Source organism: Streptomyces sp. UC4497 (genome assembly GCF_054871485.1).
This window is the reverse complement of record NZ_JBTYHB010000007.1, coordinates 22,049-38,963: the sequence shown is the minus strand read 5'-3', so window position 1 is coordinate 38,963 and position 16,915 is coordinate 22,049. Positions and strand designations below refer to the sequence as shown.

The window sequence follows — 16,915 nt, the reverse complement described above, 5'->3', positions numbered from 1 at the left end:
GAAACCTTTAGCGGCGGCGAAGATCGGCCACCCTGGCCGTCCGCTCCGGTGGAGTGTCCAACGGGGCCGAGCGCAACGGATGGTTACCACCCGGAAGCTGACCACGCCGCTGCCCCGGCAGAGGCACATCCCGACGCGACTGACGCGCCGGGACGGAATCACCGCCCCCGGAAGGGTCCTCCGCACCGGCCCCCGCGACCGCGACCTGCACCCCCTGATCGGCGAGCGCCTGAAGCTCCGTCGCGGCCCTGTCGTCGTGCGCCGGCGGCTCGTCCGTCACGAGACGCGTGATCACATCGGTCGGCACGGTCTGGAACATGGTGTCCGTACCGAGCTTGGAGTGATCCGCGAGCACGACGACCTCGGACGCGGCCTGCACGAGCGCCCGGTCCACGGACGCCGACAGCATGTTGGACGTGGAGAGCCCGCGCTCGGCGGTCAGACCACTGCCGGAGAGGAAGGCACGCGACACTCTCAGCCCCTGCAAGGACTGCTCCGCACCGCTGCCCACCAGCGCATAGTTGGAACCCCGCAGCGTGCCACCGGTCATGACGACCTCCACCCGGTTGGCGTGGGCGAGTGCCTGCGCCACCAGGAGGGAGTTGGTGACCACGGTCAGGCCCGGCACACGCGCGAGCCGGCGGGCCAGCTCCTGCGTGGTCGTCCCCGCGCCCACCACGATGGCCTCGCCCTCTTCGACGAGACCCGCGGCGAGATCGGCGATGGCCGTCTTCTCTGCGGTCGCGAGATGTGATTTCTGCGGAAAGCCGGATTCCCGCGTGAATCCGCCCGGCAATACCGCACCGCCGTGCCGGCGGTCGAGGAGTCCTTCTGCCTCCAGTGCGCGCACGTCCCGCCGTACGGTCACTTCAGAGGTCTGGACGACGCGGGCGAGCTCACGGAGCGAAACCGCTCCGTTGGCTCGCACCATTTCGAGGATCAATTGACGACGTTCTGCAGCGAACACGAAACTGACAGTAACCCCAACGACCGTCTGCTTTCAGCAGTTTGCGCCGATTTACAGATTCTGTTCGCACCAGAACGGTGGAAGTGGTATAGGCGGGGCGGGGTGCCTATCCAGCACGCCTATGCCCCCCGCATGGGCCGCAACTCACCGTGACCTGCGGCCCGTTGGGGAAAGTCAGCCCTCTTCGGCCATCTTCCGCGTGTGCAGCTGCCGTGCCACTTCGGCGATCGATCCCGACAGCGAGGGGTACACGGTGAACGTGTTCGCGATCTGCTCGACCGTCAGATTGTTGTCGACCGCGATCGAGATGGGATGGATCAGTTCCGAAGCGCGCGGCGCGACGACCACTCCGCCGACCACGATGCCCGTACCCGGACGACAGAAGATCTTGACGAAGCCGTCCCGGATGCCCTGCATCTTCGCGCGGGGGTTGCGCAGCAGCGGCAGCTTGACGGCGCGGGCGTCGATCTTGCCCGAGTCGACATCGGCCTGCGTGTAGCCGACGGTCGCGATCTCCGGGTCGGTGAAGACGTTGGACGAGACCGTCTTGAGGTTCAGCGGCGTGACCGCGTCGCCCAGGAAGTGGTACATCGCGATGCGGCCCTGCATCGCGGCGACGGACGCGAGGGCGAAGACGCCGGTCACGTCACCGGCCGCGTACACGCCGGGAGCGGTGGTGCGGCTGACCTTGTCGGTCCAGATGTGGCCCGACTCCTTGACCTTGACGCCCGCTTCCTCCAGGCCGAGGCCCTCGCTGTTGGGCACGGCGCCGACCGCCATCAGGCAGTGCGTACCGGAGATGACCCGGCCGTCGGAGAGCGTGACCTCGACGCGGTCGCCTACGCGCTTGGCGGAGGCGGCGCGGGAGCGGGCCATGACGTTCATGCCGCGGCGCCGGAACACGTCCTCCAGGACGGCGGCGGCGTCCGGGTCCTCGCCGGGCAGCACGCGGTCGCGGGAGGAGACGAGGGTGACCTTGGAGCCGAGCGCCTTGTAGGCACCCGCGAACTCGGCACCGGTGACACCGGAACCGACCACGATGAGCTCCTCGGGGAGCTCGTCCAGGTCGTACACCTGCGTCCAGTTCAGGATCCGCTCGCCGTCGGGCTGCGCGTCGGCCAGCTCACGCGGGTGGCCGCCGGTGCACAGCAGCACGGCGTCGGCGACGAGGGTCTCCTCGGTGCCGTCGGCCGCGGTGACGATCACCTTGCGGGAGCCGTCGAGCGCCTGCTGGCCGTCGAGGCGGCCCTTGCCGCGCAGCACGCGCGCGCCCGCGCGGGTGACGGAAGCGGTGATGTCGTGGGACTGGGCGAGCGCGAGGCGCTTCACACGGCGGTTGACCTTGCCGAGGTCCACGCCGACGACGCGGGCCGGGCTGTCCGGGTCGGGGGTGTCGTCCTCGACGATGATGCCGAGCTCTTCATAAGAGGAGTCGAAGGTGGTCATCACCTCGGCCGTGGCGATCAAGGTCTTCGACGGTACGCAGTCGGTCAGCACCGACGCCCCGCCGAGGCCGTCGCAGTCGACGACGGTCACCTCCGCGCCGAGGGACGCGGCCACCAACGCCGCCTCGTATCCGCCAGGTCCGCCACCGATGATCACGATCCGAGTCACATGCTCCATTGTCCCGCACGCTTCAAGGCCGCACCGAGCCGGGGCCCCCGTCCGGGCACGGCGCAGGGCCCGGGCTGCGCATATCCCCTCCTGGGAGCAGCGCCCGTCCCCACTTAAGAGGGGTGCTTCGGTTACTCACGAGACATGTGGTCCGTCTGACGTACGCTCGGGACCATGTCGCTCTACGCCGCGTACGCCGGCAATCTCGACGCGCGGCTCATGACGCGCCGCGCCCCGCACTCGCCGCTGCGCGCGACGGGCTGGCTGAACGGCTGGCGGCTCACGTTCGGGGGCGAGCACATGGGCTGGGAGGGCGCACTCCCCACGATCGTCGAGGCGCCGCGTTCACAGGTCTTCGTCGCGCTGTACGACCTCGCTCCGATGGACGAGGAGTCGATGGACCGCTGGGAGGGCGTCGGCCTCGACATCTACCGGCGGATGCGGGTCCGCGTGGACACCCTGGAGGGCGAGGAGCCCGCGTGGCTCTACGTACTGAACGGTTACGAGGGCGGCCTCCCCTCGGCGCGGCACCTCGGCGAGATCGCCGACGCGGCCGAGTCCGCGGGCGCGCCGCACGACTACGCGATGGAACTGCGCAAGCGCCCCTGCTGAGGGCGTACCGGGGGCGTACTTGGGGCGTGCCGAAGCGCTTCCCGGTCCCCCGTTCGTCGGAAACGACAAAGCAACGATCACAAGGACGTGACCTCCGACATCTACGCGCGTAGGCAACGGCAGGCTACCCTCGTCGGCGTGAACGCTTCTCTTACTCCGGACCACGTCCTGGCCGACCCGTACGCCGCCGCCGACGCCGCCGCCGCGCGCCTGCGCGAGCTGACGGGCGCCGAGACCCACGACGTCGCCCTCGTGATGGGCTCCGGCTGGGCGCCCGCCTCCGAGGCGCTGGGCGAGCCCGCCGCCGAGTTCCCCTTCACCGAACTGCCCGGCTTCACCGGCGCCGCAGTGGCAGGGCACGGCGGCACCGTCCGCTCGTACCAGGTCGGCGAGAAGCGCGCCCTGGTCTACCTGGGCCGTACGCACTTCTACGAGGGCCGCGGCGTCGCCGCCGTCGCGCACGGTGTGCGCACGGCCGCCGCGGCGGGCTGCAAGACCATCGTGCTCACCAACGGCTGTGGCGGTCTGCGCCAGGGCATGCGCCCCGGCCAGCCGGTGCTCATCTCCGACCACATCAACCTGACCGCGGCCTCGCCGATCGTCGGCGCCAACTTCGTCGACCTCACCGACCTGTACTCGCCGCGCCTGCGCGCGCTGTGCAAGGAGATCGACCCGAGCCTCGAAGAGGGCGTGTACGCCCAGTTCACCGGCCCGCACTACGAGACCCCCGCCGAGGTCCGGATGGCCGGCATCCTCGGCGCCGACCTGGTCGGCATGTCCACCACCCTGGAGGCCATCGCGGCCCGTGAGGCGGGCGCGGAGGTGCTCGGCATCTCCCTGGTGACGAACCTGGCGGCGGGCCTCTCCGGCGAGCCGCTCAACCACGAAGAGGTCCTCCAGGCGGGCCGCGACTCGGCCTCCGCCATGGGCGACCTGCTGACCAAGGTCCTCGCGAAGATCTGATCCCGTCCGGTCCCCGCCGGGACCGCCGTCGTATCCGTACGTCCGAAGGAATGCGAACCGTGACCGTATCTGGCAGCGAACTGCTCGACCGGGCGAAGACCTGGCTGGCGGAGGACCCGGACCCGGAGACCCGCGAGGAGCTGGCCAAGCTCATCGAGGCCGGGGACCTGGAGTCGATCGGCGAGCGCTTCTCCGGAAGGCTGCAGTTCGGCACGGCCGGGCTGCGCGGCGAGCTGGGCGCGGGCCCGATGCGGATGAACCGCGCGGTGGTCATCCGCGCGGCCGCGGGCCTCGCGGCGTATCTGAAGGCGAAGGGGCAGACGGACGGTCCTGTCGTCATCGGCTACGACGCGCGGCACAAGTCGGCGGACTTCGCGCGCGACACGGCGGCGGTGATGGTGGGGGCCGGGCTGCGCGCCGCGGTCCTCCCCCGCCCGCTGCCCACCCCCGTGCTCGCCTTCGCCATACGGCACCTGGGCGCGGTCGCGGGCGTCGAGGTCACGGCCTCGCACAACCCGCCGCGCGACAACGGCTACAAGGTGTACCTCGGCGACGGCTCGCAGATCGTGCCGCCGGCCGACGCGGAGATCGCGGCCGAGATCGACGCGGTGGCGTCGCTGGACGACGTGCCGCGCGCGGAGTCGGGCTGGGAGACGCTCGGCGACGACGTCCTGAACGCCTACCTGGAGCGTACGGACGCGGTCCTCGCGCCCGGATCCGCCCGCTCGGCCTGCACCGTCTACACGGCGATGCACGGCGTCGGCAAGGACACGCTCCTTGCCGCCTTCGCCCGCGCGGGCTTCCCCGAGCCGGTGCTCGTGCCGGAACAGGCCGAGCCCGACCCGGACTTCCCCACGGTCGCGTTCCCGAACCCGGAGGAGCCGGGGGCGATGGACCTGTCGTTCGCGACGGCCCGCGCGCAGGGCGAGACCCCGGACCTGATCATCGCCAACGACCCGGACGCGGACCGCTGCGCGGTGGCCGTGCCCGACGGCGGCGAGTGGCGGATGCTGCGCGGCGACGAGGTGGGCGCGCTGCTCGCGGCACACCTCGTGAAGCGGGGCGTGAGCGGCGTCCTCGCCGAGTCGATCGTGTCGTCCTCGCTGCTGGGCCGGATCGCCGAGGCGGCGGGGCTCCCGTACGAGGAGACGCTGACCGGCTTCAAGTGGATCGCCCGCGTCGAGGGCCTTCGTTACGGCTACGAGGAGGCGCTCGGCTACTGCGTCGACCCCGAGGGCGTGCGCGACAAGGACGGCATCACGGCGGCGCTGCTCGTCACCGAGCTGGCGAGTGAGCTGAAGGAGCAGGGCCGTACGCTCCTGGACGCGCTCGACGACCTGGCGCTCGCGCACGGGCTGCACGCGACGGACCAGTTGAGCGTGCGGGTGGAGGACCTGTCGGTGATCGCGGACGCGATGCGCCGGCTCCGGGAGACTCCGCCGGTGGAGCTGGCGGGGCTCGCGGTGACCCGCGCGGACGACCTCGCCGAGGGCTCGGGCGGGCTGCCGCCCACGGACGGGTTGCGGTACACGCTCGACGGGGCGCGGGTCGTGGTGCGGCCGTCGGGCACCGAGCCGAAGCTCAAGTGTTACCTGGAGGTCGTGGTTGCGGTCGACGGCCGGGACGCGCTGCCCGCGGCCCGCACCACCGCGACGGAACGCCTCGCGGCGCTCAAGCGGGATCTGGCGGCTGCGGCGGGTATCTAGCTCGGCGTAGGCCGTGGTTGCGGTCGCGGGGCTCCGCCCCGGACCCCGCTGCTCAATCGCCGCAGGGGCTTGATTGGCTGGCCCGGCCGCTTGAAGGGCACAGCGGCTTCTTGGCCCGGCGGGTCGATGTGCCCGGCTGCCCAATGCGCCGGCGCCCCTTCGCGTCGCGAGGACTTGGGCGGCCCGTGGCTTGATTGGCCCAGCAGCCAGATGCGCGCTATCCCAACGCGAGCAGCGACACGAGGAGTACCGCGCCCACGATCGCGGGGGCGATGATCTCGTACGCCCAGCGGACCTTGGTGGTGCCCTGAGTGGTCTCGGCCGCTGCGTGTGCCTCGTGGAGTTCGCGCAGTTCGTCCATGGCCTGGTCGCCGGTCGAGCGCTGCTCGGTCACCGGGAGGCCGCTGGCTCCGGTGGGCGTGCGGCCGCCCTTCGCGGCGCGTGCCTGCTGGCGCTGCGCCTTGCGCCGGCCGCGCAGCGACACCGGGATGGACCAGAGCTGGTACTTGGTGCCCGCCTCGTCGACGACCTCGTTCGAGTACCCGGACTTGAAGCCCGAGACCGTGGACCACGGCAGCGAGACGTCACGGAACGGGTTGCGCACGCGCAGCCGCTCCTCGTTCCCGAAGACGGCCGGCCTGATCGTGAACGCGACGACGAGCGGCACCACGAACAGCAGCCCGGCGAGCGCCGTCCACGGCGTCCGCCCCTCCCCGTTGACCACGGCGTCGATGCCCAGCCAGGCCCCGATCAGGATCAGCACGACACCACCGGCGATACCGGCGGGAGACCGATAGATCCGGTCACGTGCCTGCGGGGGCGTGGTCTGGCTGCTCGTCATGGCTCGATTGTGCCCGACCCGTCAATAGCCGCATCCATCAGCTGGGCTGATTAAGCCCCGCCGGCGTTTGAGGCGCGGGGTCCGGGGCGGAGCCCCGCGTCCGCAACCACGGCGCCCGGAACCGTAAACCCCGACCTGTACAAGCCGCTACGCGCGTAGATATGCTCCCCTCGTGACCATGCCCAGTTCTGCACCCGCACCCGCTCTCAGCGACGCCACCGCGTCCGACAGCACGCTGCGCCGCTTCCTGCACGGGTTGCCCGGCGTCGACGCGGTCGGCCTGGAGGCGCGCGCCGCTTCGCTCGGGACCCGTTCCATCAAGACCACGGCGAAGGCGTACGCCATCGACCTGGCCATCTCGATGATCGACCTGACGACCCTCGAAGGCTCCGACACCCCGGGCAAGGTCCGGGCCCTCGGCGCGAAGGCGGTCAACCCGGACCCCACCGACCGCACGACCCCCCGCACCGCGGCGGTCTGCGTCTACCCCGACATGGTGGCCACCGCGAAGGCCGCCGTCGCCGGCACGGACGTCAAGGTCGCCTCCGTGGCCACCGCCTTCCCGGCGGGCCGCGCCGCCCTCGACGTGAAGCTCGGGGACGTACGCGAAGCCGTGGCGGCCGGGGCGGACGAGATCGACATGGTCATCGATCGCGGCGCCTTCCTCGCGGGCAACTACATGAAGGTCTACGAGGAGATCCGCGCGGTCAAGGAGGCCTCCGGCGCCGCCCGCCTCAAGGTCATCTTCGAGACCGGCGAGCTCTCGACGTACGACAACATCCGGCGCGCGAGCTGGATCGGCATGCTGGCCGGGGCCGACTTCATCAAGACGTCGACGGGCAAGGTCGGCGTCAACGCCACGCCCGCCAACACCCTCCTCATGCTCGAAGCCGTACGCGACTTCCGCGCCGCCACCGGGGTACAGGTCGGCGTGAAGCCCGCGGGCGGCATCCGCACCTCCAAGGACGCCGTCAAGTTCCTGGTCATCGTGAACGAGACCGCGGGCGAGGACTGGCTCGACAACCACTGGTTCCGCTTCGGCGCCTCCAGCCTCCTGAACGACCTGCTGATGCAGCGTCAGAAGCTGGCCACAGGACGCTACTCCGGTCCCGACTACGTGACGGTGGACTGATCACCATGGCATCTGCATTTGAGTACGCACCCGCGCCCGAGTCGCGGTCCGTCGTCGACATCGCACCCTCGTACGGCCTGTTCATCGACGGCGAGTTCACCGAAGCCGCCGACGGCAAGGTCTTCAAGACCGTCTCCCCCGCCACCGAAGAGGTGCTGTCGGAGGTCGCGCAGGCCGGCGAGGCCGACGTGGACCGCGCCGTGAAGGCGGCCCGCAAGGCTTTCGAGAAGTGGTCGGCGCTGCCCGGCGCGGAGCGCGGCAAGTACCTCTTCCGCATCGCCCGCATCATCCAGGAGCGCAGCCGCGAGCTGGCCGTCCTCGAAACGCTGGACAACGGCAAGCCGATCAAGGAGACGCGCGACGCGGACCTCCCCCTGGTCGCCGCGCACTTCTTCTACTACGCGGGCTGGGCGGACAAGCTCGACCACGCGGGATTCGGCCCGAACCCGAAGGCGCTGGGCGTCGCGGGCCAGGTCATCCCCTGGAACTTCCCGCTCCTGATGCTGGCGTGGAAGATCGCCCCGGCGCTCGCGACGGGCAACACCGTCGTCCTGAAGCCCGCCGAGACGACGCCGCTCTCCGCCCTCTTCTTCGCGGACATCTGCCGCCAGGCGGGCCTGCCGAAGGGCGTCGTCAACATCCTTCCCGGGTACGGCGATTCGGGCGCGGCGCTCGTCGCGCACCCCGACGTGAACAAGGTGGCCTTCACCGGCTCCACGGCCGTCGGCAAGGAGATCGCCCGCACCGTCGCCGGTACGGACAAGAAGCTGACGCTCGAACTGGGCGGCAAGGGCGCGAACATCGTCTTCGACGACGCCCCCATCGACCAGGCCGTCGAGGGCATCGTCACGGGCATCTTCTTCAACCAGGGCCAGGTCTGCTGCGCGGGCAGCCGCCTCCTCGTCCAGGAGTCGATCCAGGACGAGCTGCTCGACTCGCTGAAGCGCCGCCTGACGACGCTCCGCCTCGGCGACCCGCTCGACAAGAACACGGACATCGGCGCGATCAACTCGGCCGAGCAGCTCGCGCGCATCACCGCGCTCACCGAGCAGGGCGAGGCCGAGGGCGCCGAGCGCTGGTCGGCGCCCTGCGAACTCCCCTCCTCCGGCTACTGGTTCGCGCCGACGCTCTTCACGAACGTCACACAGGCGCACACCATCGCCCGCGACGAGATCTTCGGCCCGGTCCTGTCCGTGCTCAGCTTCCGCACGCCGGACGAGGCCGTCGCCAAGGCCAACAACTCGCAGTACGGGCTCTCGGCCGGCATCTGGACGGAGAAGGGCTCGCGCATCCTCGCGGTCGCGAACAAGCTCCGCGCCGGCGTCGTCTGGGCCAACACGTTCAACAAGTTCGACCCGACCTCGCCCTTCGGCGGCTACAAGGAGTCGGGCTTCGGCCGCGAGGGCGGCCGCCACGGTCTGGAGGCCTACCTCGATGTCTGAGCCCAACCGTCTGAGCGTCTTCAAGACCTACAAGCTGTACGTCGGCGGGAAGTTCCCGCGTTCCGAGAGCGGCCGGGTGTACGAAGTGACCGATGGCAAGAGCGGCGAGTGGCTGGCCAACGCGCCGCTCTCCTCCCGCAAGGACGCCCGTGACGCCGTGGTCGCCGCCCGCAAGGCGTTCGGCGGCTGGCAGGGCGCGACGGCGTACAACCGCGGTCAGGTCCTGTACCGCGTCGCCGAGATGCTGGAGGGCCGCCGCGAGCAGTTCGTGCGCGAGGTCTCCGAGGCGGAGGGCATCGGCAAGTCCAAGGCCGCAGCCGTGGTCGACGCCGCGATCGACCGCTGGGTCTGGTACGCGGGCTGGACCGACAAGATCGGCCAGGTCGTCGGCGGGGCGAACCCCGTCGCGGGCCCCTTCTTCAACCTCTCCACGCCCGAGCCGACCGGCGTCGTGGCGGTCCTGGCGCCCCAGGACTCGTCCTTCCTCGGCCTGATCTCGGTGATCGCCCCGGTGATCGCGACCGGCAGCACGGTCGTCGTGATCACGAGCGAGAAGTCCCCGCTCCCGGCCCTCTCCCTCGGCGAGGTGCTCGCGACCTCGGACGTGCCGGGTGGCGTGGTCAACATCCTGTCCGGCAAGGCGTCGGAGATCGCGCCGTCGCTCGCCGCGCACCAGGACGTGAACGGGATCGACCTGACGGGCGCCGACCCCGAGTTGGCGAAGCAGCTGGAGATCGCGGCCGCCGACAACCTGAAGCGCGTACGTCGTCCACAGCCTGTGGAGGACTTCACGGCGGACCCGGGCACGGACCGCCTGACGCACTTCCTGGAGACCAAGACGGTCTGGCACCCGACGGGTTCGCTGGGCGCGTCCGGCTCCGCGTACTAAGCACTCACGCGAGATCCCCGGCTCCTCCTTGATCGCGGAGGGGCCGGGGATTCTGCGTTTCAAGTGCGGCTTCGGGACGACTCAGCCCGGCAGGACGCCCGTCACGGGACCCACCACGGGCAGCTCCTCCAGCGACGCCCCCGATGCCACAGGACCGGTGACCGCCGCCGTGCTGACCGGCACGAAGTCCGCGACCTGCGTGCCGACCGAGTTGTCCAGCGGGTCGACGCCCGTCCCGGCCAGCGGGTCCAGCTGCAGCTTCTTCAGCGTGCCGAGCCCGTTCGCCGTGGCCGAGTTGAGCGCCGTCGAGACGCCGTCGGCAGCCGCGTCGACGTTGGAGTCGCCGGTCGCCGACTGCGGCAGCGGGATCGGCGCCGCGCTCGCCGAGGCGACGCCGCCCCCCGCGACGACCGCGCCCGCCGCGGTCACGGTGAGTCCGACGCGCATCAGGGTGCGCCGCACGGAGGACGAGGATGTGTGTTCTGCGTGTCGTGCCATGGTGTTCCGCCCGAAACCTTTCGCCTGTGTAATCATGCAGATACATAGGGTAGTTGGCGTGGTGCGTGCCACAACGGCACCACGCGGGGAGGCGGCGCCCTCGCCATGCCTCACACTGGTGTCTCGTGAGTTCGCATCCTCCGATACCGACACGGGTCGTCCTGCTCTCCGGCCCCTCGGGCTCCGGCAAGTCCTCCTTCGCGGCCCGCTCCGGGCTGCCCGTCCTGTGCCTCGACGACTTCTACAAAGAGGCCGGGGACCCCACGTTGCCGCTGGTGGCGGGCACTTCGGACATCGACTGGGACTCGCCGCTGTCCTGGGACGCCGACGTCGCGGTCGCCGCGATCGTGGCGCTGTGTGCGAAGGGTCGGACGAGCGTTCCCGTCTACGACATCTCCTCCAGCTCGCGCGTGGGCGAGGAGACGCTGGACATCGAGCGCACGCCGCTGTTCATCGCCGAGGGCATCTTCGCGGCGGACATCGTGGAGCGCTGCCGGGAGGTGGGGGTGCTCGCCGACGCGCTGTGCCTGCGCGGGCGTCCGGCGACGACGTTCCGGCGCCGGCTGCTGCGTGACCTCAAGGAGGGGCGCAAGTCGGTGCCGTTCCTGCTGCGGCGCGGCTGGCGCCTGATGCGGACGGAGCGGTCCATCGTGGCTCGGCAGGTGGCGCTCGGCGCGCATGCCTGTGGCAAGGAGGAGGCGCTGGGGCGCGTGGCGGCGGCCGCCGCGGGGCGTTGCGTGAAGGCGCGCGCCGCGTAACGGGGATTCTTGGCCCGCACCGGGCCTACGACTCGGGGCTCCGCCCCGGGCCCCGCTGCTCAAACGCCGCAGGGGCTGTAGATACAGAACGGGACCGGAAAGACCCCCCGGCCTTCCGGTCCCGCCCATTCCCCCCTACTGCTCCCCCGTGTATCCCCCGTACTGAAACCCTGCCCCCCTCGAACAGGGCCCCGTTCCCCCGGCCTTCAGGCGACGAGCTCGCCGAAGGACTCCTCCTGGTCACGGCCGAAGCTGAGCACCTCGTCCTCGCGCAGTCGCCGCAGCGAGCGCCAGATGCTGGACTTCACCGTTCCCACGCTGATGTCGAGGATGTCCGCGATCTCCGGGTCCGTGCGGCCCTCGTAGTAACGAAGGACCAGCATGGTGCGCTGGAGTTCGGGCAGCCGGGCCAGCGCCTGCCACAGGACCGCGCGCAGCTCGGTGCCGCGCATCGCGTCCGTGTCGCCGGCCGTCTCCGGCAGCTCCTCGGTCGGGTACTCGTTCAGCTTGCGGCGGCGCCACGCGCTGATGTGCAGGTTCGTCATGGTGCGGCGGAGGTAGCCCCCGACCGCCGCCTTGTCGCTGATGCGGTCCCAGGCCCGGTACGTCGAGAACAGCGCGCTCTGCAGCAGGTCCTCGGCCTCGAATCGGTCACCGGTCAGGTGGTAGGCGGTTGCGTACAGGGAGGCGCGGCGTTCCTGGACGTAGGCCGTGAACTCGGCCTCCGACAAGGACGTTCCGCGCTGCTCCCCCGAGTTCTCCCTGTACGCGGCGCCCCCGTGACCCCCCTCGGTCACCGTTTCCCGCGTGTCAACCACCGTCATGAACCCGGTGTGCTGACGCCCGGCGCCGCGAGCGCACCCCCGCCCGCTCACGGCACCGGACTTCTCGTGACGCTCGGAAACCACTCGGCCCATGTCGTGCAGACGCGTGACAACCGCGCTTGAGGTGGTGCTGTGCAGCGTGTTCATCTCGCGCCCCCCGTCGTGGAGTACCGAATACTTCTGCGTCGTCGTCGCGGTCGTTCTTCGCGATGACCAAAAGCTTGCCGGGCCGAGTTCATGACGGTGTCCGTCGACTGTCACAGGCCTGTCACAGCGGCTCCCGTGTTGGGGAGCAGGTGTGGAGGAACCGGACCCGCCGGTTGGGGAGCGGGTGTGGAGGAAGCGGGTCCGCCGGACTCCGCGGGACCGTACGGGGGCCTCTTCCCCGCACCTGAAGGGCACACTCGGTCGAACTGAAGGCCTCTGATGGGCCAGAATGGCGCTTGTGCCTTCCCTGTTGCTGATCGAGGACGACGACGCCATCCGTACGGCCCTGGAGCTGTCACTTACGCGCCAGGGCCACCGGGTCGCCACCGCTGCCACCGGAGAGGACGGTCTGAAGCTGCTGCGCGAGCAGCGGCCCGATCTGATCGTCCTCGATGTGATGCTGCCCGGCATCGACGGTTTCGAGGTGTGCCGGCGCATCCGGCGCACCGACCAACTGCCGATCATCCTGCTGACCGCGCGCAGCGACGACATCGACGTGGTGGTGGGCCTGGAGTCCGGTGCCGACGACTATGTCGTGAAGCCGGTGCAGGGGCGCGTGCTCGACGCGCGGATCCGCGCGGTGCTGCGGCGCGGCGAGCGGGAGGCCAACGATGCGGCGACGTTCGGCTCGTTGGTGATCGACCGTGCCGCGATGACGGTGACGAAGAACGGCGAGGACCTGCAACTGACGCCCACCGAGCTGCGTTTGCTGCTCGAGCTGAGCCGGCGGCCCGGACAGGCGCTGTCCCGGCAGCAGTTGCTGCGTCTGGTGTGGGAGCACGACTACCTCGGTGACTCGCGGCTCGTCGACGCGTGTGTGCAGCGGCTGCGCGCGAAGGTCGAGGACGTGCCGTCGTCGCCGACCCTGATCCGTACGGTGCGCGGGGTGGGCTACCGGCTGGACACGCCTCAGTGACGAAACCGCACGACAAGCTCCGGGGCGCCGCGGCGGCCAAGAAGACCCTCCTCGCCGGCCTGCGCTTCACCAGCCTGCGGCTGCGCCTGGTCGTCGTGTTCGCGCTCGTGGCCCTGACGGCCGCGGTGTCCGCGTCGGGGATCGCGTACTGGCTGAATCGTGAGGCCGTGCTCACGCGCACGCAGGACTCCGCGCTCAGCGACTTCAAGCAGGAGATGCAGAACCGGGCGGCGGCGCTGCCCAAGCAGCCCACGCAGGGCGAGTTGCAGCACGCGGCGAACCTGATGGCAAGCAGCAGCCAGCACTTCAGCGTGATGCTCATGGCGAAGGACGAGGACGGCCGCCGGGTCGTGGGCAATTCCGACCTGGACGCCTTCACCGTCGCCGACGTACCGAAGTCGCTTCAGGACGCGGTCACCGAGAAGCAGCCGATCAACGGCGGCAACAAGCACGCGTACCACCTGTACTGGCAGCGGATCACGCAGGACGACACCCCGTACCTGGTCGGCGGCGCCACTGTGGACAACGGGCCGACCGGCTACATGCTCAAGTCCCTGGAGCCCGAGGCCAAGGACATGGGCTCGCTCGCCTGGTCCCTCGGCATCGCCACGGCGCTCGCGCTCGTCGGCTCCGCGCTGCTCGCGCAGGCGGCGGCGACGACGGTGCTGAAGCCCGTGCACCGCCTGGGCGTCGCCGCGCGCCGGCTCGGCGAGGGCAAGCTCGACACCCGCCTGCGCGTCTCCGGCACGGACGAACTCGCGGAGCTCTCCCGTACGTTCAACAAGACGGCGGAGAACCTGGAGAAGAAGGTCGCGGACATGAGCTCCCGCGACGAGTCCTCGCGCCGCTTCGTCGCCGACATGTCGCACGAGCTGCGCACGCCGCTGACCGCGATCACCGCGGTGACGGAGGTCCTGGAGGAGGAGCTCGACGCCGAGACCGGCTCGGTCGACCCCATGATCGAACCGGCCGTACGCCTCGTGGTCAGCGAGACCCGGCGCCTGAACGACCTGGTCGAGAACCTGATGGAGGTCACCCGCTTCGACGCGGGCAGCGCCAAGCTCGTCCTCGACGACGTGGACCTCGCCGACCAGATCACCGCCTGCATCGACGCCCGCGCCTGGCTGGACGCCGTCGAACTCGACGCGGAGCGCGGCATCACGGCCCGCCTCGACCCGCGCCGCCTCGACGTGATCCTCGCGAACCTGATCGGCAACGCGCTCAAGCACGGCGGGTCCCCCGTGCGCGTCTCGGTGCGGGTCGAATCGCACGGACGCCACGGCGAGGGCTCGGAGGTCGTCATCTCCGTACGCGACCACGGCCCGGGCATCCCCGACGACGTCCTGCCGCACGTCTTCGACCGCTTCTTCAAGGCGAGCGCCTCGCGGCCCCGCTCGGAGGGCAGCGGCCTCGGCCTGTCCATCGCCATGGAGAACGCCCGTATCCACGGCGGCCGGATCAGTGCCGCCAACTCCCCCGAAGGGGGAGCCGTGTTCACGCTGCACCTGCCGCGGGACGCGGAGTCCCTGGCGTCCGCCGCGGAGGAGGACGCCAGGGAAGCGCGGGAAGGCGGTGCCGCGACGTGACGCGACGGGTACGCCCATGGGTCCTCGTCGGCCTCGCCTCGCTCCTGCTCACCGGGTGCGGGATCCGTCCCACGGAGGTGCCGACCGACTTCGGCGCCGCGCCCACGCGCGTGGGCTGCTCCCTGTCCGGCTCGGACAAGGTGGATGCGCAGGCGGGCGGCGAGTTCCCGGTGCAGGTCTATCTGGTCTGTACGTCGCAGCTGGTCACGGTCGACCGGACCATCACGCTGGAGCGCGGCCAGTCGTCCGACCGGGTCGTGGTGGCGCGGGAGCTCCTGGCGCAACTGGCGGCGGCTCCCTCCAGCGAGGAGAAGACGGCCGGCTACACGACGGACGTCCGCTCCACTCTCAAGGTCTCGGGCCCGCGCGAGGGCGACCCCGCGGACGCGCTGCGCCTGAACGCCCCGCCGGCCGATCTGTCCCCCTACGCCCTGGCCCAGGTCATCTGCACGTTCGCGAACAGCGAGGTCACGGCGGAGGACGACGAGCACGTGATCCTCGGCGGCCCGGACGACGCCGCGCCCCGCGAATACACCTGCTCGGAGGCGCTGAAGGCCCGCCCGGGCCTGATCCCGGCGCCGACGAGAACGCTGAACTGAGGAAGGCCCGACCTCGGCGGAACCGATCCTCCCGTGACCGGCGTCTAGGGGTGCGTGCAGCGCCATCGCTCGGGCGGCCACAGGGCCGCCGTCCGTTTCCGTGCGGCAGGGATCGCCCTACTCGCCGCGCATCTCCTATTCGTTGCCTGGTTCACGCTGCGCCCCCTGGACGTGCCCTGGGTCAGCGCGGCGAACCTGCACCCGTTGGCCGGGATCCGCTCCGACCTCGCGCTCGGCTGGCACGAGGCGGCACTGCGTCTCGGTGAGGGCCTGCTGCTGCTCGCCCCGCTCGGCGTGCTCCTGCCCGTCGCGGGCGGCCGGCTTTACGTATCGCTGTGGGGTTCGCTGGTGCGCACGGTCGCCATGGCCGCACTGATCTCGCTCGGCATCGAACTGCTGCAGACCGGTGTGCCGGGTCAGGTCGTGGACATCGACTCGCTGCTCCTGAACACGGTGGGCGTCGCGCTCGCCCATCTCCTCTTCGTGCCCACCCTGCGCTCCCGGCTCCGCCGCAGGATCGAGCTCGATCCCCTCCCCCCGCAGGAGCCGGCTCAGGGTCCGACCCCGACGATTTCCAGGGTCGGCATAGCACCGTGAGCTGACGTTTAAGCCCCTCCGTCGCCGTACATTCGAAGACGTAAGCACCACACATCGAAGACATACGGTTCGCGAAGGAGCCCACCATGACCGCCCTTGCCCGCCCCACCAACGGACGGATGATCGGCGGAGTGTGCGCAGCGCTGGCACGGCGCTTCGGCACCTCCGCGACCACGATGCGCGTGATCTTTCTGGTCTCGTGCCTGCTGCCGGGCCCGCAGTTCCTGCTCTACATCGCGCTGTGGATCATGTTCCCGAGTGAGAACAAGGTCCGCCAGGCCTGGTGACATCCGTTCGCACCCACGCCGAAGGGGCGCGCCCGCGTGATCGCGGGTGCGCCCCTTCGGCTCGTGCGGTGGGACGGGTCAGCTGAGGCCGCCGACCGGCAGACCGCCGAGCAGCCCGGAGACCGGGTCGCCGTCGACGGGCAGGGCGCCCTTCGTGGCCTGGTCGACGACGGGCGCGGCCGTGGTCAGGCCGTTGGCCACCGCGCCCTGACCGGCGGCCAGGGTCTCGGCGCCGGCGGGCACCGACGACGCCACGTCCTGGAGCGGGAGGGCGGAGGTCACGGATCCGACGGTGTCGGTCGCGTCGGGGGCGGCCGGAGCAGCGCTCGCGGCACCGGCACCGGCGGCGGCGAAAGCGGCACCGAGAGCGGCGACACCGAGGGTCTTGGCAGCAGAGTGCTTCATTGTGAAATGCGTCCTCTTGAACGATGACGGGGGAATGAGCGGTCCACGACCGTAAACATTCCTTCGCTGCGC

The 16,915-nt window shown here is 70.7% G+C and carries 18 protein-coding genes; 12 read left to right on the top strand and 6 right to left on the bottom strand.

Annotation, left to right across the window (positions count from 1 at the left end; genetic code table 11):
* Positions 1–7: 7 nt before the first annotated feature.
* Together ACYSUO_RS12045 and ACYSUO_RS12040 are read right to left on the bottom strand one after the other, a co-directional pair.
* The gene (locus ACYSUO_RS12045; protein WP_327661853.1) at positions 8–967 is read right to left on the bottom strand and encodes a DeoR/GlpR family DNA-binding transcription regulator; all 960 of its coding nucleotides are present in this window, start codon (positions 965–967) and stop codon (positions 8–10) included.
* Between the two features lie 174 nt (positions 968–1,141).
* Entirely contained in the window at positions 1,142–2,590 is a 1,449-nt protein-coding gene (locus tag ACYSUO_RS12040; protein ID WP_461776062.1) for an NAD(P)H-quinone dehydrogenase, read from the bottom strand.
* Positions 2,591–2,755: 165 nt separating this feature from the next.
* On the opposite strand from ACYSUO_RS12040, the gene ACYSUO_RS12035 reads away from it, so the two are divergent.
* The 3 genes from ACYSUO_RS12035 to ACYSUO_RS12025 all read left to right on the top strand — a co-directional run bounded on the left by ACYSUO_RS12035 (position 2,756) and on the right by ACYSUO_RS12025 (position 5,862).
* Positions 2,756–3,193 carry a gamma-glutamylcyclotransferase gene (locus ACYSUO_RS12035; RefSeq protein ID WP_461776061.1) on the top strand — a complete coding sequence of 146 codons (438 nt, stop codon included), beginning with the start codon at positions 2,756–2,758 and terminating at the stop codon, positions 3,191–3,193.
* 138 nt (positions 3,194–3,331) lie between these two features.
* Positions 3,332–4,156: a purine-nucleoside phosphorylase gene (locus tag ACYSUO_RS12030; protein ID WP_266713432.1), complete on the top strand. Its 825-nt coding sequence runs from the start codon at positions 3,332–3,334 to the stop codon at positions 4,154–4,156.
* Between the two features lie 59 nt (positions 4,157–4,215).
* Entirely contained in the window at positions 4,216–5,862 is a 1,647-nt protein-coding gene (locus ACYSUO_RS12025) for a phospho-sugar mutase (protein WP_461776060.1), read from the top strand.
* Between the two features lie 217 nt (positions 5,863–6,079).
* Here ACYSUO_RS12025 and ACYSUO_RS12020 read toward each other — a convergent pair whose 3' ends face one another.
* The gene (locus ACYSUO_RS12020) at positions 6,080–6,703 is read right to left on the bottom strand and encodes a PH domain-containing protein (protein WP_461776059.1); all 624 of its coding nucleotides are present in this window, start codon (positions 6,701–6,703) and stop codon (positions 6,080–6,082) included.
* 178 nt (positions 6,704–6,881) lie between these two features.
* Here ACYSUO_RS12020 and deoC point away from each other — a divergent pair, with 178 nt between their 5' ends.
* From deoC to ACYSUO_RS12005, 3 genes are read left to right on the top strand one after another with little or no spacing between them, the layout of a single operon-like run.
* The gene (deoC, locus tag ACYSUO_RS12015) at positions 6,882–7,835 is read left to right on the top strand and encodes a deoxyribose-phosphate aldolase (protein WP_426901612.1); all 954 of its coding nucleotides are present in this window, start codon (positions 6,882–6,884) and stop codon (positions 7,833–7,835) included.
* Between the two features lie 5 nt (positions 7,836–7,840).
* Positions 7,841–9,277, top strand: a complete 1,437-nt coding sequence (locus ACYSUO_RS12010; protein WP_461776058.1) for an aldehyde dehydrogenase family protein — start codon at positions 7,841–7,843, stop codon at positions 9,275–9,277.
* Positions 9,270–10,166 (top strand): aldehyde dehydrogenase family protein, encoded by an 897-nt coding sequence (locus tag ACYSUO_RS12005; RefSeq protein WP_461776057.1) that lies wholly within the window; start codon positions 9,270–9,272, stop codon positions 10,164–10,166. Before ACYSUO_RS12010 ends, ACYSUO_RS12005 begins: the two co-directional genes overlap by 8 nt.
* An 81-nt stretch (positions 10,167–10,247) precedes the next feature.
* Here ACYSUO_RS12005 and ACYSUO_RS12000 read toward each other — a convergent pair whose 3' ends face one another.
* Positions 10,248–10,664, bottom strand: coding sequence for a hypothetical protein (locus tag ACYSUO_RS12000; protein ID WP_461776056.1), 417 nt, complete (start codon positions 10,662–10,664; stop codon positions 10,248–10,250).
* A gap of 125 nt (positions 10,665–10,789) precedes the next feature.
* Between ACYSUO_RS12000 and ACYSUO_RS11995 the strand changes: the two genes are divergently transcribed.
* Entirely contained in the window at positions 10,790–11,422 is a 633-nt protein-coding gene (locus ACYSUO_RS11995; RefSeq protein ID WP_461776055.1) for an ATP-binding protein, read from the top strand.
* A gap of 206 nt (positions 11,423–11,628) precedes the next feature.
* Here ACYSUO_RS11995 and ACYSUO_RS11990 read toward each other — a convergent pair whose 3' ends face one another.
* Positions 11,629–12,393, bottom strand: a complete 765-nt coding sequence (locus ACYSUO_RS11990) for a SigE family RNA polymerase sigma factor (RefSeq protein WP_461776054.1) — start codon at positions 12,391–12,393, stop codon at positions 11,629–11,631.
* Between the two features lie 298 nt (positions 12,394–12,691).
* Here ACYSUO_RS11990 and afsQ1 point away from each other — a divergent pair, with 298 nt between their 5' ends.
* The 5 genes from afsQ1 (at position 12,692) to ACYSUO_RS11965 (ending at position 16,438) form a co-directional block, all read left to right on the top strand.
* Positions 12,692–13,369 carry a two-component system response regulator AfsQ1 gene (gene afsQ1 / locus ACYSUO_RS11985; RefSeq protein WP_013001223.1) on the top strand — a complete coding sequence of 226 codons (678 nt, stop codon included), beginning with the start codon at positions 12,692–12,694 and terminating at the stop codon, positions 13,367–13,369.
* Positions 13,366–14,955 carry an ATP-binding protein gene (locus ACYSUO_RS11980; protein WP_461776053.1) on the top strand — a complete coding sequence of 530 codons (1,590 nt, stop codon included), beginning with the start codon at positions 13,366–13,368 and terminating at the stop codon, positions 14,953–14,955. The genes afsQ1 and ACYSUO_RS11980 overlap by 4 nt, the downstream gene beginning before the upstream one ends.
* Positions 14,952–15,554 (top strand): hypothetical protein, encoded by a 603-nt coding sequence (locus ACYSUO_RS11975; protein WP_461776052.1) that lies wholly within the window; start codon positions 14,952–14,954, stop codon positions 15,552–15,554. The genes ACYSUO_RS11980 and ACYSUO_RS11975 overlap by 4 nt, the downstream gene beginning before the upstream one ends.
* Positions 15,555–15,608: 54 nt before the next feature.
* On the top strand, positions 15,609–16,151 hold the full coding sequence (locus tag ACYSUO_RS11970; RefSeq protein WP_461776051.1) for a VanZ family protein: 543 nt from the start codon (positions 15,609–15,611) through the stop codon (positions 16,149–16,151).
* Positions 16,152–16,237: 86 nt separating this feature from the next.
* Entirely contained in the window at positions 16,238–16,438 is a 201-nt protein-coding gene (locus ACYSUO_RS11965; protein ID WP_461776050.1) for a PspC domain-containing protein, read from the top strand.
* A gap of 78 nt (positions 16,439–16,516) precedes the next feature.
* Here the strand turns inward: ACYSUO_RS11965 and ACYSUO_RS11960 are convergent, their stop codons facing one another.
* Complete coding sequence (locus tag ACYSUO_RS11960; RefSeq protein WP_461776049.1) at positions 16,517–16,843, bottom strand: ATP-binding protein; 327 nt, start codon at positions 16,841–16,843, stop codon at positions 16,517–16,519.
* Positions 16,844–16,915: the final 72 nt, after the last annotated feature.

Coding starts and splice junctions, on each gene's coding strand:
- ACYSUO_RS11990 (WP_461776054.1), bottom strand. CDS start 12,393: ATGAACACGCTGCACAGCACCACCTCAAGCGCGGTTGTCACGCGTCTG.
- ACYSUO_RS12010 (WP_461776058.1), top strand. CDS start 7,841: ATGGCATCTGCATTTGAGTACGCACCCGCGCCCGAGTCGCGGTCCGTC.
- ACYSUO_RS12020 (WP_461776059.1), bottom strand. CDS start 6,703: ATGACGAGCAGCCAGACCACGCCCCCGCAGGCACGTGACCGGATCTAT.
- ACYSUO_RS12000 (WP_461776056.1), bottom strand. CDS start 10,664: ATGGCACGACACGCAGAACACACATCCTCGTCCTCCGTGCGGCGCACC.
- ACYSUO_RS12035 (WP_461776061.1), top strand. CDS start 2,756: ATGTCGCTCTACGCCGCGTACGCCGGCAATCTCGACGCGCGGCTCATG.
- ACYSUO_RS11965 (WP_461776050.1), top strand. CDS start 16,238: ATGACCGCCCTTGCCCGCCCCACCAACGGACGGATGATCGGCGGAGTG.
- ACYSUO_RS11960 (WP_461776049.1), bottom strand. CDS start 16,843: ATGAAGCACTCTGCTGCCAAGACCCTCGGTGTCGCCGCTCTCGGTGCC.
- ACYSUO_RS12005 (WP_461776057.1), top strand. CDS start 9,270: ATGTCTGAGCCCAACCGTCTGAGCGTCTTCAAGACCTACAAGCTGTAC.
- deoC (WP_426901612.1), top strand. CDS start 6,882: ATGCCCAGTTCTGCACCCGCACCCGCTCTCAGCGACGCCACCGCGTCC.
- ACYSUO_RS12040 (WP_461776062.1), bottom strand. CDS start 2,590: ATGGAGCATGTGACTCGGATCGTGATCATCGGTGGCGGACCTGGCGGA.